We start from the raw sequence: 14,729 nt of genomic DNA, 5'->3' as shown, positions 1-14,729 counted from the left end.
GATGGCTGCGGGAGGAGAGGCGTTGCCTCGAGACGCGGGCGGCGCCGGCGACGTCCTCCGGGACCTCCGCACGGCCACCGCCGTGGAGCACGAGCGGGTGGAGACCGCGCTCGGGCTGGTGGACCCCCACCTGGACCGGGACCGGCTGGTCGAGGTGCTGGGGCTGCTGCACTCCTTCTGGCGCGCCGCCGAGGCCGGACTCGACGCCTGGGCCGCCCGCTGCCCCGGTGACGCCGCGGCCCTGGACTGGGACCGCCGGCGGCGGGCCGCCCTCTACGCCGCCGACCTGCACGCGCTCGGCGCGGCTCCCGGCGCGGAGCGCCCCGCGCTGCCGGACGTCCCCGACACCGGGGCCGCCCTGGGCCGGCTCTACGTCCTGGAGGGCTCCACGCTCGGCGGCGCGTTCATCGACCGCCACCTGGCCGGCGTGCCCGGGCTGCCCCGACTGCGCTGCTTCAGCCCCTACGGCGAGGACACCGGCGCGATGTGGGCGGCCTTCCGGCGCACCACCCGCCGGCACGTGGCCGGCCACGGGGACGCCGACCGCGTCGTCGCGGCCGCCCGCGGGACCTTCGCCGTCCTGGCCGACTGGTGCGCGCCCGCCGCCCGGCCCGGGGTCCCCGCGTGACCGACGTCGGCGCCCGCGCCGGCGACGTCCACGCCCGTGACGTCGAGGCCACCGCCGGCGAGGAGGTCGCCTGGCTGGGGCCCGGCGAGGCGGTCGACCTGGACAACTGCGCGCGTGAGCCGATCCACGTCCCGGGCAGCGTCCAGCCGCGCGGGGCACTGCTGGCCGTGAGCGAGCCCGACCTGGTGGTCGTCCAGGCCTCCGAGAACCTCGCCGGGCTGACCGGGGTCGCGTGGTCCGACGCCCTCGGACGGCCGCTGGCCGACGTCCTGGGCGTCGCCCCGGCCGAGGCGGTCGTCCGCTCGGCCAGCGCGTTCGGCGACCTCCGCGAGCGCAACCCGGTGGAGGTGACCCTCGACGTCGACGGCGACCCGGTGCCGGTCGACGCGATCCTGCACCGGGCGGTGCTGGCCGGCGCCCGCGACGGGCACGGGCAGCCGGCCGGCGGGGACGCGCCGGTGACCAACCTGGTCGTGGAGCTGGAGCCGGCGCGCGGGCCGCGGCCGTTCTCCTTCCCGAACACCTACCAGGCGGTGCGCGGCACGGTCGCCGAGCTGAACCGGGCGGCGACGCTGCAGGAGCTCTACGACACCACCGCGCGGGCGGTGCGCGACCTGACCGGCTTCGACCGCGTGATGGTCTACCGCTACGACGCCGACTACAACGGCGAGGTCGTCGCCGAGGCCAGGGCGGGGCACCTCGGCTCGTTCCTCGGCCTGCACTACCCCGCCTCCGACATCCCGGCCCAGGCCCGGGCCCTGTACGAGAAGAACTGGCTGCGGCTGATCAGCGACGTCGACTACGTCCCCAGCCCGATCCGGCCCGCCGCCCACCCGGCCACCGGCCGCCCGCTGGACCTCACGTACTCGACGCTGCGCAGCGTCTCCCCGATCCACCTCGAGTACCTGCACAACATGGGCGTGCGGGCCTCGATGTCGATCTCGCTGCTGCGCGACGGCCGGCTGTGGGGGCTCATCGCCTGCCACCACTACTCCGGCCCGCACCAGCCGCCGTTCGCCACCCGCGCCGCGGCGGAGTTCCTCGGCTCCACGCTGTCGCTGCGACTGGTCGACCGCACCGCCGAGGAGGAGGTGCACCGGGCGCTGCGGGTGCGCTCCACGCTGGCCTGGCTGACCGCGGCGACGCTCGACGAGGACCGCCCGCTCGTCGACACCCTCCTGGGCAGGCCCAGCCTGCTCGACGTGCTGCCCGCCGACGGCGTCACCGTCGCGCTGCAGGACGCCACCGGGAGCGCCGGCGAGGAGCTGCCGGCCGCCGTCGTCGAGCGGCTGGTGGGCTGGGCGGCGGCGCGCGGGGACGACGTCGTGGCCACCGACTCCCTGCAGCGGGAGGCGCCCGGACTCGGCGTCCCGGTCGACGTCGCCTGCGGCGTGCTCGTCCTGCCCCTGCCGGAGGGACAGTACGTGCTGTGGCACCGGCGCGAGGCCGTGCGGCACGTCGACTGGGGCGGCGACCCGCACGAGAAGGCGCTCGCCCAGCGGGAGGGCGACGACGTCCGGCTCAGCCCCCGCAAGAGCTTCGACCGGTGGCGGGAGACCGTCCGGGACCGCTCGTTCCCGTGGACACCGCAGGAGCGCGCCGAGGTCCGCGAGCTGCGCGGCCACCTGCTCGAGGCCCTCTACGCCCGTTCCCGCAGCATCGTGCGGGCCGCGGAGACCCTGCAGCGCAGCCTGCTGTCCGAGCCGCCGTCGCCCGCCGGCGTCGAGGTGGGCGTGCGCTACGTGCCCGCCACCCGCGAGGCGCAGGTCGGCGGCGACTGGTACGACGCGTTCAACCAGCCCGACGGCGCCACGATGCTGGTCATCGGCGACGTCGTCGGCCACGACGTGCAGGCCGCCGCCTGCATGGCGCAGCTGCGCGGGCTGCTGCGGGGCATCGCGTTCGACAACGGCGACAGCCCCGCCCGGGTTCTGTCCCGGCTCGACGCCGCGATCGAGGGGCTCGACCTCGCCGCCATGGCCACCGTGCTCGTCGCCCGGCTCGAGCCCGCCGGCGGCGCGCGGCTACGCTGGTCGAGCGCCGGGCACCTGCCGCCGCTGGTTGCCGGCCCCGACGGCAGCGCCCGCGTGCTCGCTGCCGGGCGGGCCGACCTGCTCCTCGGCGTGCACCCCGGGATGACCCGCACCGACTCCGAGGTGCTCCTCGAGCCCGGCTCGACGCTGCTGCTCTACACCGACGGGCTGGTCGAGCGCCGCGCCGAGGGCTTCGACGACGGCGTCGACCGGCTGGCCCACGCCCTGGCCGACCTGCGCGGCCGGCCGGTCGAGGAGGTCTGCGACGGCGTCCTCGAGCGGCTGGTGCCCGAGGGCGCCGAGGACGACGTCGCGCTGGTCGCGGTCCGCCTGACCGGCTCCTGACGCGCACTTCCGCGGAAGTGCACGGTGCACGTCCGGGGCCGGTTCAGCCCCCGTCGGTGTCGGAGAAGCGGGCCTCCAGGCCGTCGTCCTGCGTGCCGCCGTCGGCGGGCAGCGGGACCTCGTCCTCGGCCGCCCGCAGCTCCGCGTCACCGCCCGCGGGGGCCGCGTCGTCGACGCCCCGCTGGAGCTGGGCGAGCAGCTGCTCCTCGTCGGGCCGCAGGTCGCCCCTGCCGAGGCGCTCCCCGGGCTCGCCGGCGTCGCTGCCGGAGGCCATGCCGCTGTCGGGGACGTCGTCCGGTCCGGTCATCGCTCGACCCTCCTCAGCGGGGGAAGTTCGGCTCGAGCCGCGGCACGATCTGCATCTCCGGCACGAACGCCGAGGGGTGCAGCAGCAGCAGCGTGCGCACCGTGTCGGCGACCGCGGACGGCGGCATCATCAGGTGCCCCGGGATCCCCCACTGCTCCATCATCGGGGTGTCCATCGCCGCGGGGATGACCGCCTGCACCCGGCACGGGAAGGGCCGCTCGCCGCCGTCGGGGAGCTGCACGGCCTTCTCCCGCAGCTCGCGCTGGATGCAGCGGGTGGCGTTGAGGAAGCCGGCCTTGGAGCCGTTGTAGGCGATCGCGCCGCTGCCCGAGGTGATCGCCGACAGCGACACGACGTGCACCACGTCGGCGGTGCGGCCCTCGGGCAGGTGCTGGACCCGCTTGACGAACTCGCTGGTCAGGAAGACCGGGCCCTCGCAGTTGACGGCCATGACCCGGCGGTAGTCGTCGAGGTCGATGTCGGTGACGTAGCCCGGACGGTCGATGCCGGCCACGTTGACCAGCACGTCGAAGGCGTCGCCGTGCTGCTCGAACAGCTGCGCCACCACCGCCCGGCGGGCGGCGTCGTCGGTCACGTCGAGGGCGACGACGTCGGCGCTGCCCCCGGCGTCGGTGACCAGCTCGCGGGTCCGCGCGCTGCGGTCGGCGTCGATGTCGGCGACGACGACGTGCGCGCCGGCCTCGGCCAGCGACACGCACGTCGCCCGGCCCAGCCCGCTCGCCCCGCCGGTGACCAGCGCCACGCGGCCCTTGAGCTCCCCTGCCACCCGTTCCTCCGTCCTCCGGCCGGTCGGCCGTGATCACGTCTCGCGTCCCCGGCCACTCTCGCGGAGGTCGGCCCCGCCCGCAGGTCGGAGCGGGTCAGGCCGGGGCGGACCAGGCGTCGGCGAGGGTGACCGTCACCAGCTGCCGGCTCTCGACGAGGGCCAGCAGCTGGTCGAACACGGTGGTGATCGCCGGCTGGTTGGCGTGGCCGACGATGATCGCCCGCGCCGCGAACCACTGGTGAGCGGCGGCCATCAGCCCCTCGGCGGAGACCACCTGGCCGTCGTCGAAGGTGCCGTTCCACATGACCGTCGTCGGGTGGCCGACGTCGGCGGCGATGGCGTCGACCCGCTCGTCGTGCGAGCCGAAGGGCGGCCGCCAGAACGGCGTCTCCGCGACGCCGAGGGTGCGGCGCATGGCGTCCTGGTTGCGGCGCAGCTCCTCGGCGACGTCGGCGTCGGAGACGGTGGTCAGGTCCGGGTGCGACCAGGTGTGGTTGCCGAAGGCGACCTGCCCGGACTCGATGAGCGGCCACAGGTCGCGGGCGTTGTCGCCCCACGTCCGGTAGGAGCAGTTGGGGAAGAACGTCAGCCGGGTGCCGGTCTCGCGGCAGAGGGTGACCATGGCGGCGACCACCTCGCCGTTGCTGCCGTCGTCGATGGTCAGCGCGATCTGCGGGCCGGTGCCGGGCAGCTCCTCGACCACGCCGTGCGGAGCGGGGACGGCGACGATGCCGCCCGGGCCGGTGGGGGTCGCCGGGGCCGGCGTCCGCGCGGGCGCGGGAGCGGGCTGCGCGAGGTCGAGACCGGCCGCGCCGCGCCCCACCGCGGCACCCGTGAGCCCGGCGGCGAGCAGGTACAGGAAGCCCCGGCGGTCCACGCGCCGGACGCTAGGAGGGGGTCCCGGCGCGTCCCGGTCAGCGACACCCGCCCGCTCGCGTGCCCGCTACGCTCCGTGGCCCGCCGACTACGACGCCGCGACGAGGCCCGCCTGCTCGATGAGCCGGGCCTGCTCGCGGCACCACGGGGACCAGGCGTCGCGCTCGGACTCCTCCTGCCGGCGCCGGAACTCGCCCCACCCGAGCAGCTCCCACTCCCCCACCTCGCGGGGGTCGGGGTCGGGCGTGCCGGTGTAGCGGCCGAGGTAGACCGGGCAGACCTCGTTCTCCACCACGCCGCGGAACTCGGCGCGGTAGCGGTACCCGGGCAGCGCCGGGCGCAGGTCGGCCACCTGCAGCCCGAGCTCCTGGGACGCCCGGCGGGCGATCGCGGCGGCGTCGTCCTCCCCGGGGCCGGGGTGGCCGCAGACGGTGTTGGTCCACATGCCCGGGAAGGTCTGCTTGTCCGCCGCGCGGCGGGTGACCAGCAGCCGGCCGTCGTCGGCGAACAGGTAGGCCGAGAAGGCCCGGTGCAGCGGCGTCTCGCCGTGGTGCACCAGCGGCTTGGGCATGGTGCCGATGGGCGTCCCGTCGTCGTCGACGAGCACGATCAGCTCCGCTGCGGTCACCGTCACCGTCCCATCCTCCCCCGGTGCGCGGTTCCGGCACACCTCCCCCGGGCAGGAGAGGGGCATGCGGCAGTTCCAGAACGACGGCCTCACCTTCGACGTCCAGGACGGGGGCCCGCCCGACGGCGAGCCCGTGGTGCTCCTCCACGGCTTCCCCCAGGACTGCACGGCCTTCGACCGGATGGCGCCGCTGCTGCACGACGCCGGCCTGCGCACCCTCGCGCTCGACCAGCGCGGCTACAGCCCCGGCGCCCGGCCGCGCGGGCGCGGTTCCTATCGGCTGCGCGCGGTCACCGGCGACGTCCTGGCGCTGCTCGACGCCGCCGGGCTGGAGAGCGCACACGTCGTCGGCCACGACTGGGGCGGCGCCGTGGCCTGGGCGCTGGGCGCCTGGCACCCCGACCGGGTGCGCACGCTGACGGCGCTGTCCACCCCGCACCCGGCCGCGGCCGGCCGGGCGGTGCTCACCAGCGACCAGGGGCTGCGCTCGTCGTACATGGCCGCCTTCCAGGTGCCGGTGGTGCCCGAGCGGCTGCTGCTCACCCGCGACGGCGCCGCGCTGCGCGGCGTCCTCGAGAACGGCGGCCTGCCCTCCGACGCCGTCGCCCGCTACGTCGACCGGATGCGCGAGCCGGGCGCGCTCTCGGCCGCGCTCGGCTGGTACCGGGCCATCCCGCTCGCCGCGCGGGACGGCGTCGGGCGGGTGTCCGTGCCGACCCTGCACGTGTGGAGCACCGGCGACGCCTTCCTCGGGCCGGCCGCCACCGCCATGACCCGCCGCCACGTCACCGGGCCCTACCGGCTCGAGGTGCTCGACGGCGTGCCGCACTGGATCCCGGAGCTGGCCGCCGAGCGCACCGCCGAGCTGGTGGTCGAGCACGTCCGGACGGCGGTCGGCGCCGCCCGCTGACCACCCGGGACCGACGATTCAGGTCGGGCGCCGGCCACGCCTCCACGACCTCGAGCTGTCCCCTCATGCGGTGACCCCGGGGGCGCGGGGCATGGACGACCGCCCGGGCGGGCACCCCTCCCGGGAACGTTCCGGAACAGGAGGAGCAGCCATGTCGACCACCACCCCCCGCCGCCGCTGGCGCCTGGCCGCCGTCGGCCTCGCGCTCGCCCTCTCGCCGGTCACCGCCGCCTGCGGCTCCGACGTCGTCGACGACGAGGTGGAGCAGAACGTCGAGGAAGGCGTGGACGAGGCCGAGCAGGAGGTCGAGGACGCCACCGACGGCGAGGACTCCGACGGGTGACCGACAAGATGCAGAGATCTCTTTGCAAAGAGTTCTCTGCATCCTAGTCTGGGGGCGTGCCCGAGCTCCCGCCCGAAGCCGTCGTCGACGTCACCGACCCGCGGACGCTGCGCGCGCTGGCCCACCCGCTGCGCACCGGCCTGCTCGCCCTGCTGCGCTCGGAGGGCCCGTCGACGGCCTCCCGGCTGGGACAGCGGCTGGGTGAGAGCAGCGGCACCACCAGCTACCACCTGCGCCAGCTCGCCGCCCTCGGCTTCGTCGAGGAGGTGGCCGGCGAGGGGACCGCGCGGGAGCGCTGGTGGCGGGCCCGGCACCGCAGCACCCGCTGGCGCACCGAGGACCTCGTCGACCAGCCCGGCGGCCGTGAGGTCCTCGAGGAGCTCACCCACCAGTCGCTGGGGCGGCAGCGGCGTGTGCTCGCCGCGCACGCCGAGCAGCGGGAGTCGCTGGACGACGTCTGGCGCGACGCCGTCTCGCTCAACGACTGGGCGCTGCGCCTGTCCCCCGCCGCCGTCCGGGAGCTGACCGAGGAGCTCAACGGGGTGCTGGCGCGCTGGCGCGCCGAGCGCGAGGAGCCGGGCGAGCCGCTCGTGCACGTCCTGCTCGACCTGTTCCCGCTGACCGAGGACCCGGCGTGAGGGCCCCGCTGTCGGTGCGCTCGGCCGGCCGGCGGTTCGTCGGGCTCACCGCGCTGCGCTGGCTGCCGGTCGGCATCTCGGCGCCGGTCACGGTGCTGCTGGCCTCGTCGCGCGGGCTCTCCCCCGCCGACATCGGGCTGGTGCTGGCCGTCTACTCGGTGGTCACGCTGCTGCTGGAGCTGCCGACCGGCGGGCTCGCCGACGCGATCGGGCACCGGCCGGTCCTGGTCCTGTCCGGGCTGCTGGGCATCGCGTCGCTGCTCACGATGGCCGCCGCGGACACCGTGCCGCTGTTCGCCCTGGCGTGGGGGCTGCAGGGCGCGTCGCGGGCACTGGACTCCGGCCCGCTGGAGGCCTGGTACGTCGACACCGTGCACGCCGCGGACCCCGACGCCGACCCGGCGTCGGGCCTGTCGCGAGCCGGCGCCGCCGACGGCCTGGGGCTGGCCCTGGGCGCCGCGCTCGGCGGGGCGCTGCCGCTGCTGGCCGAGGGCCGGGGCAGCGCCGCGCTCGTGCTGCCGCTGCTCCTGGCTGCGGCGCTGGTCGCGGTGTCGGTGGTCGCCGTCCTCGCGCTCGTCGTCCCCCTGCCGACGGCGACGTCGGGCGGGCTGCACGCCCTGGCCGGCGGGGTCCGGGAGGTGCCCGTGGTGGTCCGCGACACCGTGCGGCTGGCCGCGCGGCACCGCGTCCTGCGCCGGCTGCTGGCCATCTCGTTCCTGACCGGCACCGCGCTGACCACCCTCGAGGTGCTGGGCCCGCTGTGGTTCGCCGAGCTCGGCGGCGGCCTCGACCGCGGGGCAGCGGTGTACGGGGTGGTCATGGCCGTCTCGTTCGCCGCCGCCGGGCTGGGCGCCCTGCTGGCACCGGCCGTCCGCCGGCTCGCCCGGGGCTCGGTGGCCTGGGCCAGCCTGGTCACCGCGGTGCTCGGCGCGCTCGCCGTCGCCGCGGTCGCGGTGGCCGGGCACGTGGCGGTCGCCGCCGCCGCGTTCGTCGTCTTCTACCTGGCCAACGGCGCCGGCTGGCCGCTGCGCCAGGCACTGCTGCACGAACAGGTGAGCGCCGCCCAGCGGTCGACGACGGTCTCGGCCAAGTCGCTCGCGCTCATGGTCGGTGGCGGCCTCGGCAGCCTGCTGCTGCCCCGCCTGGCCGACGCCGCCGGCCTGCCGGCCGGGTTCCTCGCCGGGGCGGCCGCGCTGCTCCTCATCGCCGTGGTCTCGCTCGGGCTGCGCCCGCGGGACGAGGAGCTCGCGGCGCCGGACGCGGTGCCGGCGCCCGCGGTGCGCTGATGTGACGCACCCCGTCGGGTTGCGCACGGCCACCGGGGGTAGCGGCGGGACATGGCTGAGCTCCCCCAGGCGCATCTGCAGGGCCTCAAGGTCGCCGTCACCGGCGCGAGCGGCAACGTCGGCACCGCGCTGCTGCGGCGGCTGACCGCTCCCGGCAGCGGCGTGGCCGAGGTCCGCGGGCTGGCCCGCCGGGAGCCGCCGGACCGCGAGCCGTACTCGTCGGTCACCTGGTACACCGCCGACCTCGGGGACACCGGCAGCGAGCAGGCGCTGACCAACCTGCTCGAGGACGTCGACGCCGTCGTCCACCTGGCCTGGGTGCTGCAGCCGGGGCGGCGGTCCGACGAGCTGCGGAAGGCCAACGTCGACGGCACCCGCCGGGTCATGCGCGCCGCGGTGGCCGCCGGGGTGCAGCACGTGGTGCACATGTCCTCGCTGGGCGCCTACGCGGCGGGCGGCGGCGACCGTCCGGTCACCGAGGACTGGCCGGTGACCGGCATCCCGAGCTCGCAGTACAGCCGGCAGAAGTCCGAGGCCGAGCGGGTCGTGCGCGAGGTCGTCGGCCGGCGGTCCGACGTCACGCTGACCGTCGTCCGGCCGACGCTGGTGCTCCAGCCTGAGGCGGCCAGCGAGATCGGCCGCTACTTCCTCGGTCCGCTGGTGTTCGGCGCGGTGCGCCTGGTGCCCGGGCAGATCGCGTCCGTCCTGCCCCTGCCCCTGCCGTCGCTGCGGGTCGGCTTCGTCCACGCCGACGACCTCGCCGACGCGATCACCCGCATGCTCGACCGGCGCGTCCCCGGGCCGTTCAACGTCTCCGCCGACCCGGCGCTCGACGCCGACGGGATCGCCCGCGCGCTGGGCACCACACGGATCCCCGTCCCGGCGGTGCTGGTCCGGACCGGGCTGACGGCTGCCTTCCGCGCGCACGTCGTCCCCACCGAGCCCGGCTGGCTCGACCTGGGCCTCCGGTCGCCGGTGCTCGACACCACCCGCGCGCGCACGCAGCTGGACTGGCAGCCGGCCCACCGCGGCGACGACGTGCTGCGCCAGTTCGTCACGGCCCTCGGCCGCGGCGAGGGCGCGCCGGGACCGCTGCTGTCCCCCACGGGCGGCCGCGAGCACGACCCGGCCGGCGACCCGGCCAACGTCCCGAACCGCCGTCCGGACTGAGCGGCCCCTGCCCGCTCCGGGTTTCGTCACTCCGACTGGGGCCGCAGCCGAGTGCCGCCGCGCGCCGTGGCCGCACAGGCCCAGACGTCTGACCTGCTGATCCACCCTCCCCGGGACTTGCTCAGCCACTGGTTCGAACATATGATCGAAAACGTGACGGAAGCGGTGGGGGTCGACGAGCCCACGGTGGGGTGGGCGTCGGGGCCGCTGGGTGCGGTGCAGGCCGCCGACCGGGAGATCGCCCGGCAGATCGCGCTTCGGGCCCGGGCGGTGGCCGCGTTCGCCGCATCCCGGCCGTCGTCGGCCGACCGGCCGCAAGGCTCGCCGGGAGCGATGTCGGCCGACCGGTGGGCGGCCCGAACCGAGGTGCTGCGGCCGGTCAGCGAGTGGGCCGCGCACGAGTTGTCGATCGCGCTGGACCTCACCGTGCAACGCGCCGAGGAGGAGCTGGCGCGGTCGCTGACCCTGGTGCACCGGTTGCCCCGGGTGCTCGATGCGCTGGAGTCCGGGCTGCTGCACGCCGGGCACCTGTGGTGCCTGCTCGAGCACGTGGCCCCGATCGCCGACGACGCGCTGCGCGCCCGCATCGAGGCCGAACTGCTCGCCTGGAGGGCCACCCGGCACCAGGTGACCACCCCGGCGCAGCTCGGCGACCGGGTGCGTCGCGTGGTCGCCCGGCACAACGCCCGCGACGCCGCCCGCGACCTGAACAGGGCACTCGAGCAGCGCGGCGTCACCGTCCGCCCGGATCGCACCGCCGGGATGAGCGTGATCTCGGCGCTGCTGACCACCCCGGAGGCGCACGCCCTCGTCGCGACCCTGGGCGCCCACGCCGACGCGCTGCCCGCCGATCCGGCCGATGGCCGCACCCGGGGGCAGAGGATGGCCGACTGCCTGCTGGACCTGGTGCTCCGCCCCGGCGAGTCCGGCCTGCAGCCGGTCCAGGTGGCGCTGACCGTGGTCGCCCCGGTCGGCGCGCTGCTGGGCGGGGACGCCGCGTGTGAGATCGACGGGCAGGTGGTGCCCGCAGAGCTGGTCCGGGCGCTGCTGGCCGCCCTCACCGGCCATCCGGTCCATGCCGCAACCGCCATCACCGGCCCTGCCGCGACCGACACCGCGACCGACACCGCGACCGACATCGAGCCGGCCGCCGAGGCGTCCATCGGCGCCGAGCCGACCGGCACGGCTCCTCCCGGCGGGCCGGCGCGCGCGGTCCTGAGCGAGGACGAGGACTTCGCGCTGTGGTCGGAGGAGATGGAGCGCCGCATCCTGGCCGGGGAGTTCGACGCCAAGCCGCCACCCTGCTACGTCGACGATGACCCGCCACCGGATCCCGGCGAGGATCCACCGCCGCGCGTCCCGCCCGACGCGGACCACACGACCGTCCCGGGTGACACCTCATGCCCCGATGGCTGGTGGGCCCGCGCCGATCGGGCCGTCGACGACGCCAGTGCTGCCCTGCTCCGGCTCGAGCGCGCTCTGGGCCACGCCCGCCGGACGGTGGCCACCGCCGAACGCGCCGACGCCACCGACGAGGCCACCTGGGCGGCGAGCCCCGCCGGCCGGGTCACCGCCGCCCCCGACGTCCTCACCCAGCTGGCCGCAGCCACCGAGCAGGCCTGCGCCGACCTCGCCGCCCTGCTCGCCGCCACCGCCGGGGGCGGGCTGACCGACCGGCCCCGCATCGCGCTCACCCACGCGGCCGGCGGCGCGCTGCTGGCCCTCACCGACCTGCCCGCCCTGCACCGCGCCGCCCGCACCGGCACCGGGCTCGGCGCCCCTGCCGCCAGCCCCGGCTACCGGCCCAGCGCCGCCCTCGACCGGCACGTCCGCGCCCGCGACCGCCGCTGCCGCTTCCCCGGCTGCCGCCGCCCCGTCCCCCGCGCCGGCGAGCTCGACCACGCCACCCCCTGGCCGGCCGGACCCACCACCGCGGCCAACCTCACCGGCTACTGCACCGGCCACCACCGCGGCAAGCACCAGGCCCCCGGCTGGACCCACACCCTCGCCCCCGACGGCACCCTCACCGTCACCACACCCACCGGGCTCACCGCCGCCACCACCCCGCCGCCCTATTAGGGCCTGTTCCGCCGGTCGCCGGCGCCACGACCGCCATCTCTGAAGTCCCGTCGACCCCTGTCGGGGAGCGTCGTTCCGCGCCGAGAATGGTCTGCGGCCACCCGTTGACGTCGTAGTCGCCTGGTCGTCGAGGCCGTTCTGAAGTCGGGCGCCGGGAGTTGTGCTGTGGGCCGTTTCGTGTGCTTCGAGCACGAGGATCAGATTCGCCGTTCCCTGCAGCTCCTACGGGTGGCCGCCCCAGGTTCCGTTCGAGATGACGGAGGCGAGGGCGATGCAGGTCGAGACCGACGAACCCGAGGTGATCGAGCGGGTGGCGGCGTTGGATGTGAGCAAGGCCGAGGTGGTGTGCTGCGCTCGGGTGCCCGGTCCGGGCCGTCAGCGGATGCAGGAGGTCCGCACCGTCTCCACGATGACCTCGGAGCTGCTGGCGCTCGGTGACTGGCTGGCCGAGCTCGGGGTGACCCGGGTGGTGATGGAGGCGACCAGCGACTACTGGCGGGCGCCGTTCTATCTGCTGGAGGACCGCTTCGAGGCCTGGCTGGTCAACGCCCATGACGTCAAGCACTTGCCCGGCCGGCCCAAGACGGATCGGCTGGATGCGGTGTGGCTGTGCAAGGTCGCCGAGCGGCAGATGCTGCGCCCGAGCTTCGTGCCACCGCCGGCGATCCGGGAGCTGCGCGATCTGACCCGCTACCGGGTTGATCTGCTGGCGGTGCGCACCGCGGAGAAGCAGCGGGTGGAGAAGCTGCTCGAGGACGCGCTGATCAAGCTGACGGCCGTGGTCAGTGACCCCTTCGGCGCCTCGGCGCGGGCGATGATGGCCGCGCTGATCGCCGGCGAGCGCGATCCGGCGGTGCTCGCGGCGCTGGCGCGGGGCAGTCTGCGGTCGAAGTCGGCGCGGCTCACCGAGGCGCTGACCGGCCGGTTCACCGCCCACCACGCCTTCCTGCTCAGCCAGATGCTGCAGCGGGTGGACGCGGTCACCGCCGACATCGCCACCGTGCAAGCCCGCATCGAGGAGCAGATCGGGGAGCTGGCGCCCGCGGTGGCCAAGCTGGATTCGATCCCCGGAGTGGGGCCGGTGGCGGCGCAGATGATCCTGGCCGAGATCGGCACCGACATGACCCGCTTTCCCACCCCGGCACACCTCACCTCGTGGGCTCGGTTCGCTCCGGGAGTGAGCGAGTCCGCCGGCCGACCGAAGGCAACGCCGGCACCGGCAAGGGCAACCGCTACCTGGCGCGGGTGGCCGGTGAGGCCGCGGTCAGCGCCGGCCGCACCAACACCTTCCTCGGCGAGCGCTACCGACGCATCGCCCGGCGGCGGGGCAAGAAGCGAGCGATCGTCGCGGTCGGCCGCTCGATCCTGGTCATCGTTTGGGCGCTGCTATCCGACGAGCAGGCGCACTTCATCGACCTCGGCCCGGACTATTACGCCTCCCGCACCAACCCCGAACGCCGAGTACGCCAGCACGTTCGCGAGCTCCAGGCCCTCGGCTACGCCGTCAGCCTCAACCCAGCGGCGTGACCGGGGTCAGGGGATTTTCGGATCAGGCGGCTTTGGGGACGCCTGATCCAGGGAGGGATCCTCCTCAGGTGGACGACTCCGACGCGCGGCAGTCAGACGGAGGCCGGCGTGGGGGCTTGGGGCATCAGGCCGACCTGAGTGAGGTAATCAGCCATGTTGTAGTACAGGCGTTCCTCGGCCACCTTCCCGTCGCGCAGCCGCCCGATCGACAGCCCCTGGATGCGGAACTGGCGGCCGGTGCTCGGCAGGCCTCGCGCCTTGTCCTCCCGGTCGTTGGTGCCCGACATCGTCCACTCGGCGGCGTACATCTCATCAGTCGCGAGGATGAGCTCACCAAGATCGATGCGGTAGTCGCTGGAGAACTTCTCCGCCGCGTCCACGATCGACTGGCGGACGGCATCGGCCCCTTCCAGGCGTTCGCCCAGTCCCTTGTCGTCCCGGAGGACGTCCTCGGTCATGCAGGCAAGGACCTTGGCCGGGTCGTGGCTGTTCCATGCCTCGACGTAGGTGCGCATCCAGGCCGGGATCCCCGCGGCTTCGGTGCCAGCTGCCATGGTGGCCACCTTCTTGTGAGCGGTGCATCGGCCCCGCGGGGTCCCGCAGGACCTGGCATGAGGACGCAACCCTGGCACCGTTCTGCGGCCCGGAACACGGGTCACAGCGGCACCCCGGTGAACGGGGCGCGTCTCTCACCCTGCGCATCCAATGGTCGGCGAAGCGAGGATGGGAGACGCATCGAATCCTGAACCGTGTAGAGGAACGCCGAGACCCACCTGCGCCTCGGCACAGCCGTCCCCCATCGCGTCACTCCTGCGTCCCGACGATCTCCCGCTCCACCGACGTGTGCCTTAAGTCGGCCGCTCCGGGCGACCAGAGCTCCGGCTCAGTCCCAGGTCGACCGGCGGAACTTCCAGCACGGCCCGTTGTGACTGACGACGATGACCTCGCATGGCTCGGTGAGCAGCCCGAGGTCACCTACCTGATGGGAGCGAACACCTACCGCCTCATGTCGGGCTTCGCCGCCGGCGAGGTCCCGGATGGTCAAGACGAGTTCCGGTCCGAGGAAGAGGCGTCCGTCGACGAGCTCACCCGAGCGCCCAAGGTGGTGTTCTCCTCCTCGCTGGAGGAGCCGCTGACGTGGGCCAACTCCACGCTGGTCCGCGACGACGCCG

14 protein-coding genes and 1 pseudogene are annotated in these 14,729 nt (G+C 75.3%); 10 read left to right on the top strand and 5 right to left on the bottom strand.

Going from position 1 to position 14,729, the window contains the following annotated elements; all coding sequences use genetic code 11:
• Nucleotides 1–22 precede the first annotated feature (22 nt).
• Together ACI79O_RS14500 and ACI79O_RS14495 are read left to right on the top strand one after the other, a co-directional pair.
• A complete protein-coding gene (locus ACI79O_RS14500; protein ID WP_456889655.1) occupies nucleotides 23–628 on the top strand; it encodes a biliverdin-producing heme oxygenase in 606 nt (201 codons plus the stop codon).
• Nucleotides 625–3,006: a SpoIIE family protein phosphatase gene (locus ACI79O_RS14495; RefSeq protein WP_456914498.1), complete on the top strand. Its 2,382-nt coding sequence runs from the start codon at nucleotides 625–627 to the stop codon at nucleotides 3,004–3,006. The genes ACI79O_RS14500 and ACI79O_RS14495 overlap by 4 nt, the downstream gene beginning before the upstream one ends.
• Before the next feature lie 43 nt (nucleotides 3,007–3,049).
• On the opposite strand, the gene ACI79O_RS14490 is transcribed toward ACI79O_RS14495, so the two are convergent.
• The 4 genes from ACI79O_RS14490 to idi all read right to left on the bottom strand — a co-directional run bounded on the left by ACI79O_RS14490 (nucleotide 3,050) and on the right by idi (nucleotide 5,610).
• Complete coding sequence (locus ACI79O_RS14490; RefSeq protein WP_456889659.1) at nucleotides 3,050–3,313, bottom strand: hypothetical protein; 264 nt, start codon at nucleotides 3,311–3,313, stop codon at nucleotides 3,050–3,052.
• Between the two features lie 13 nt (nucleotides 3,314–3,326).
• Nucleotides 3,327–4,100 (bottom strand): SDR family NAD(P)-dependent oxidoreductase, encoded by a 774-nt coding sequence (locus tag ACI79O_RS14485; protein WP_456914497.1) that lies wholly within the window; start codon nucleotides 4,098–4,100, stop codon nucleotides 3,327–3,329.
• 94 nt (nucleotides 4,101–4,194) lie between these two features.
• Nucleotides 4,195–4,977 (bottom strand): polysaccharide deacetylase family protein, encoded by a 783-nt coding sequence (locus ACI79O_RS14480; protein WP_456914496.1) that lies wholly within the window; start codon nucleotides 4,975–4,977, stop codon nucleotides 4,195–4,197.
• Between the two features lie 87 nt (nucleotides 4,978–5,064).
• Entirely contained in the window at nucleotides 5,065–5,610 is a 546-nt protein-coding gene (gene idi, locus ACI79O_RS14475; protein WP_456889664.1) for an isopentenyl-diphosphate Delta-isomerase, read from the bottom strand.
• Between the two features lie 58 nt (nucleotides 5,611–5,668).
• Here idi and ACI79O_RS14470 point away from each other — a divergent pair, with 58 nt between their 5' ends.
• The 7 genes from ACI79O_RS14470 to ACI79O_RS14440 all read left to right on the top strand — a co-directional run bounded on the left by ACI79O_RS14470 (nucleotide 5,669) and on the right by ACI79O_RS14440 (nucleotide 13,603).
• Entirely contained in the window at nucleotides 5,669–6,514 is an 846-nt protein-coding gene (locus ACI79O_RS14470; protein ID WP_456914495.1) for an alpha/beta fold hydrolase, read from the top strand.
• A gap of 151 nt (nucleotides 6,515–6,665) precedes the next feature.
• Nucleotides 6,666–6,857, top strand: coding sequence for a hypothetical protein (locus tag ACI79O_RS14465; RefSeq protein WP_456889667.1), 192 nt, complete (start codon nucleotides 6,666–6,668; stop codon nucleotides 6,855–6,857).
• A 56-nt stretch (nucleotides 6,858–6,913) separates the two neighbouring features.
• Entirely contained in the window at nucleotides 6,914–7,495 is a 582-nt protein-coding gene (locus ACI79O_RS14460; protein WP_456889669.1) for a helix-turn-helix domain-containing protein, read from the top strand.
• Complete coding sequence (locus ACI79O_RS14455; protein WP_456889671.1) at nucleotides 7,492–8,781, top strand: MFS transporter; 1,290 nt, start codon at nucleotides 7,492–7,494, stop codon at nucleotides 8,779–8,781. The genes ACI79O_RS14460 and ACI79O_RS14455 overlap by 4 nt, the downstream gene beginning before the upstream one ends.
• 51 nt (nucleotides 8,782–8,832) lie before the next feature.
• Nucleotides 8,833–9,951: an NAD-dependent epimerase/dehydratase family protein gene (locus ACI79O_RS14450; RefSeq protein WP_456889673.1), complete on the top strand. Its 1,119-nt coding sequence runs from the start codon at nucleotides 8,833–8,835 to the stop codon at nucleotides 9,949–9,951.
• A gap of 153 nt (nucleotides 9,952–10,104) precedes the next feature.
• Nucleotides 10,105–12,030, top strand: coding sequence for a DUF222 domain-containing protein (locus ACI79O_RS14445; protein WP_456914494.1), 1,926 nt, complete (start codon nucleotides 10,105–10,107; stop codon nucleotides 12,028–12,030).
• A gap of 271 nt (nucleotides 12,031–12,301) precedes the next feature.
• Nucleotides 12,302–13,603 (top strand): IS110 family RNA-guided transposase, encoded by a 1,302-nt coding sequence (locus ACI79O_RS14440; RefSeq protein WP_456914493.1) that lies wholly within the window; start codon nucleotides 12,302–12,304, stop codon nucleotides 13,601–13,603.
• A 46-nt stretch (nucleotides 13,604–13,649) separates the two neighbouring features.
• On the opposite strand, the gene ACI79O_RS14435 is transcribed toward ACI79O_RS14440, so the two are convergent.
• On the bottom strand, nucleotides 13,650–14,111 hold the full coding sequence (locus ACI79O_RS14435) for an ester cyclase (RefSeq protein WP_456889674.1): 462 nt from the start codon (nucleotides 14,109–14,111) through the stop codon (nucleotides 13,650–13,652).
• Between the two features lie 389 nt (nucleotides 14,112–14,500).
• Between ACI79O_RS14435 and ACI79O_RS14430 the strand changes: the two are divergent.
• Nucleotides 14,501–14,729 (top strand): annotated as a pseudogene (locus tag ACI79O_RS14430) (dihydrofolate reductase family protein); the annotation flags it as partial.

This window comes from Geodermatophilus sp. SYSU D00696 (assembly GCF_054050235.1).
Note: the sequence above shows the minus strand (reverse complement) of the source record. Positions and strands in the feature narration are given on the sequence as shown.

Excerpts from the sequence above, each read along its gene's own strand:
- ACI79O_RS14490 (WP_456889659.1), bottom strand. The coding sequence starts at position 3,313 with ATGACCGGACCGGACGACGTCCCCGACAGCGGCATGGCCTCCGGCAGC.
- ACI79O_RS14470 (WP_456914495.1), top strand. The coding sequence starts at position 5,669 with ATGCGGCAGTTCCAGAACGACGGCCTCACCTTCGACGTCCAGGACGGG.
- ACI79O_RS14465 (WP_456889667.1), top strand. The coding sequence starts at position 6,666 with ATGTCGACCACCACCCCCCGCCGCCGCTGGCGCCTGGCCGCCGTCGGC.
- ACI79O_RS14450 (WP_456889673.1), top strand. The coding sequence starts at position 8,833 with ATGGCTGAGCTCCCCCAGGCGCATCTGCAGGGCCTCAAGGTCGCCGTC.
- ACI79O_RS14440 (WP_456914493.1), top strand. The coding sequence starts at position 12,302 with ATGCAGGTCGAGACCGACGAACCCGAGGTGATCGAGCGGGTGGCGGCG.
- ACI79O_RS14435 (WP_456889674.1), bottom strand. The coding sequence starts at position 14,111 with ATGGCAGCTGGCACCGAAGCCGCGGGGATCCCGGCCTGGATGCGCACC.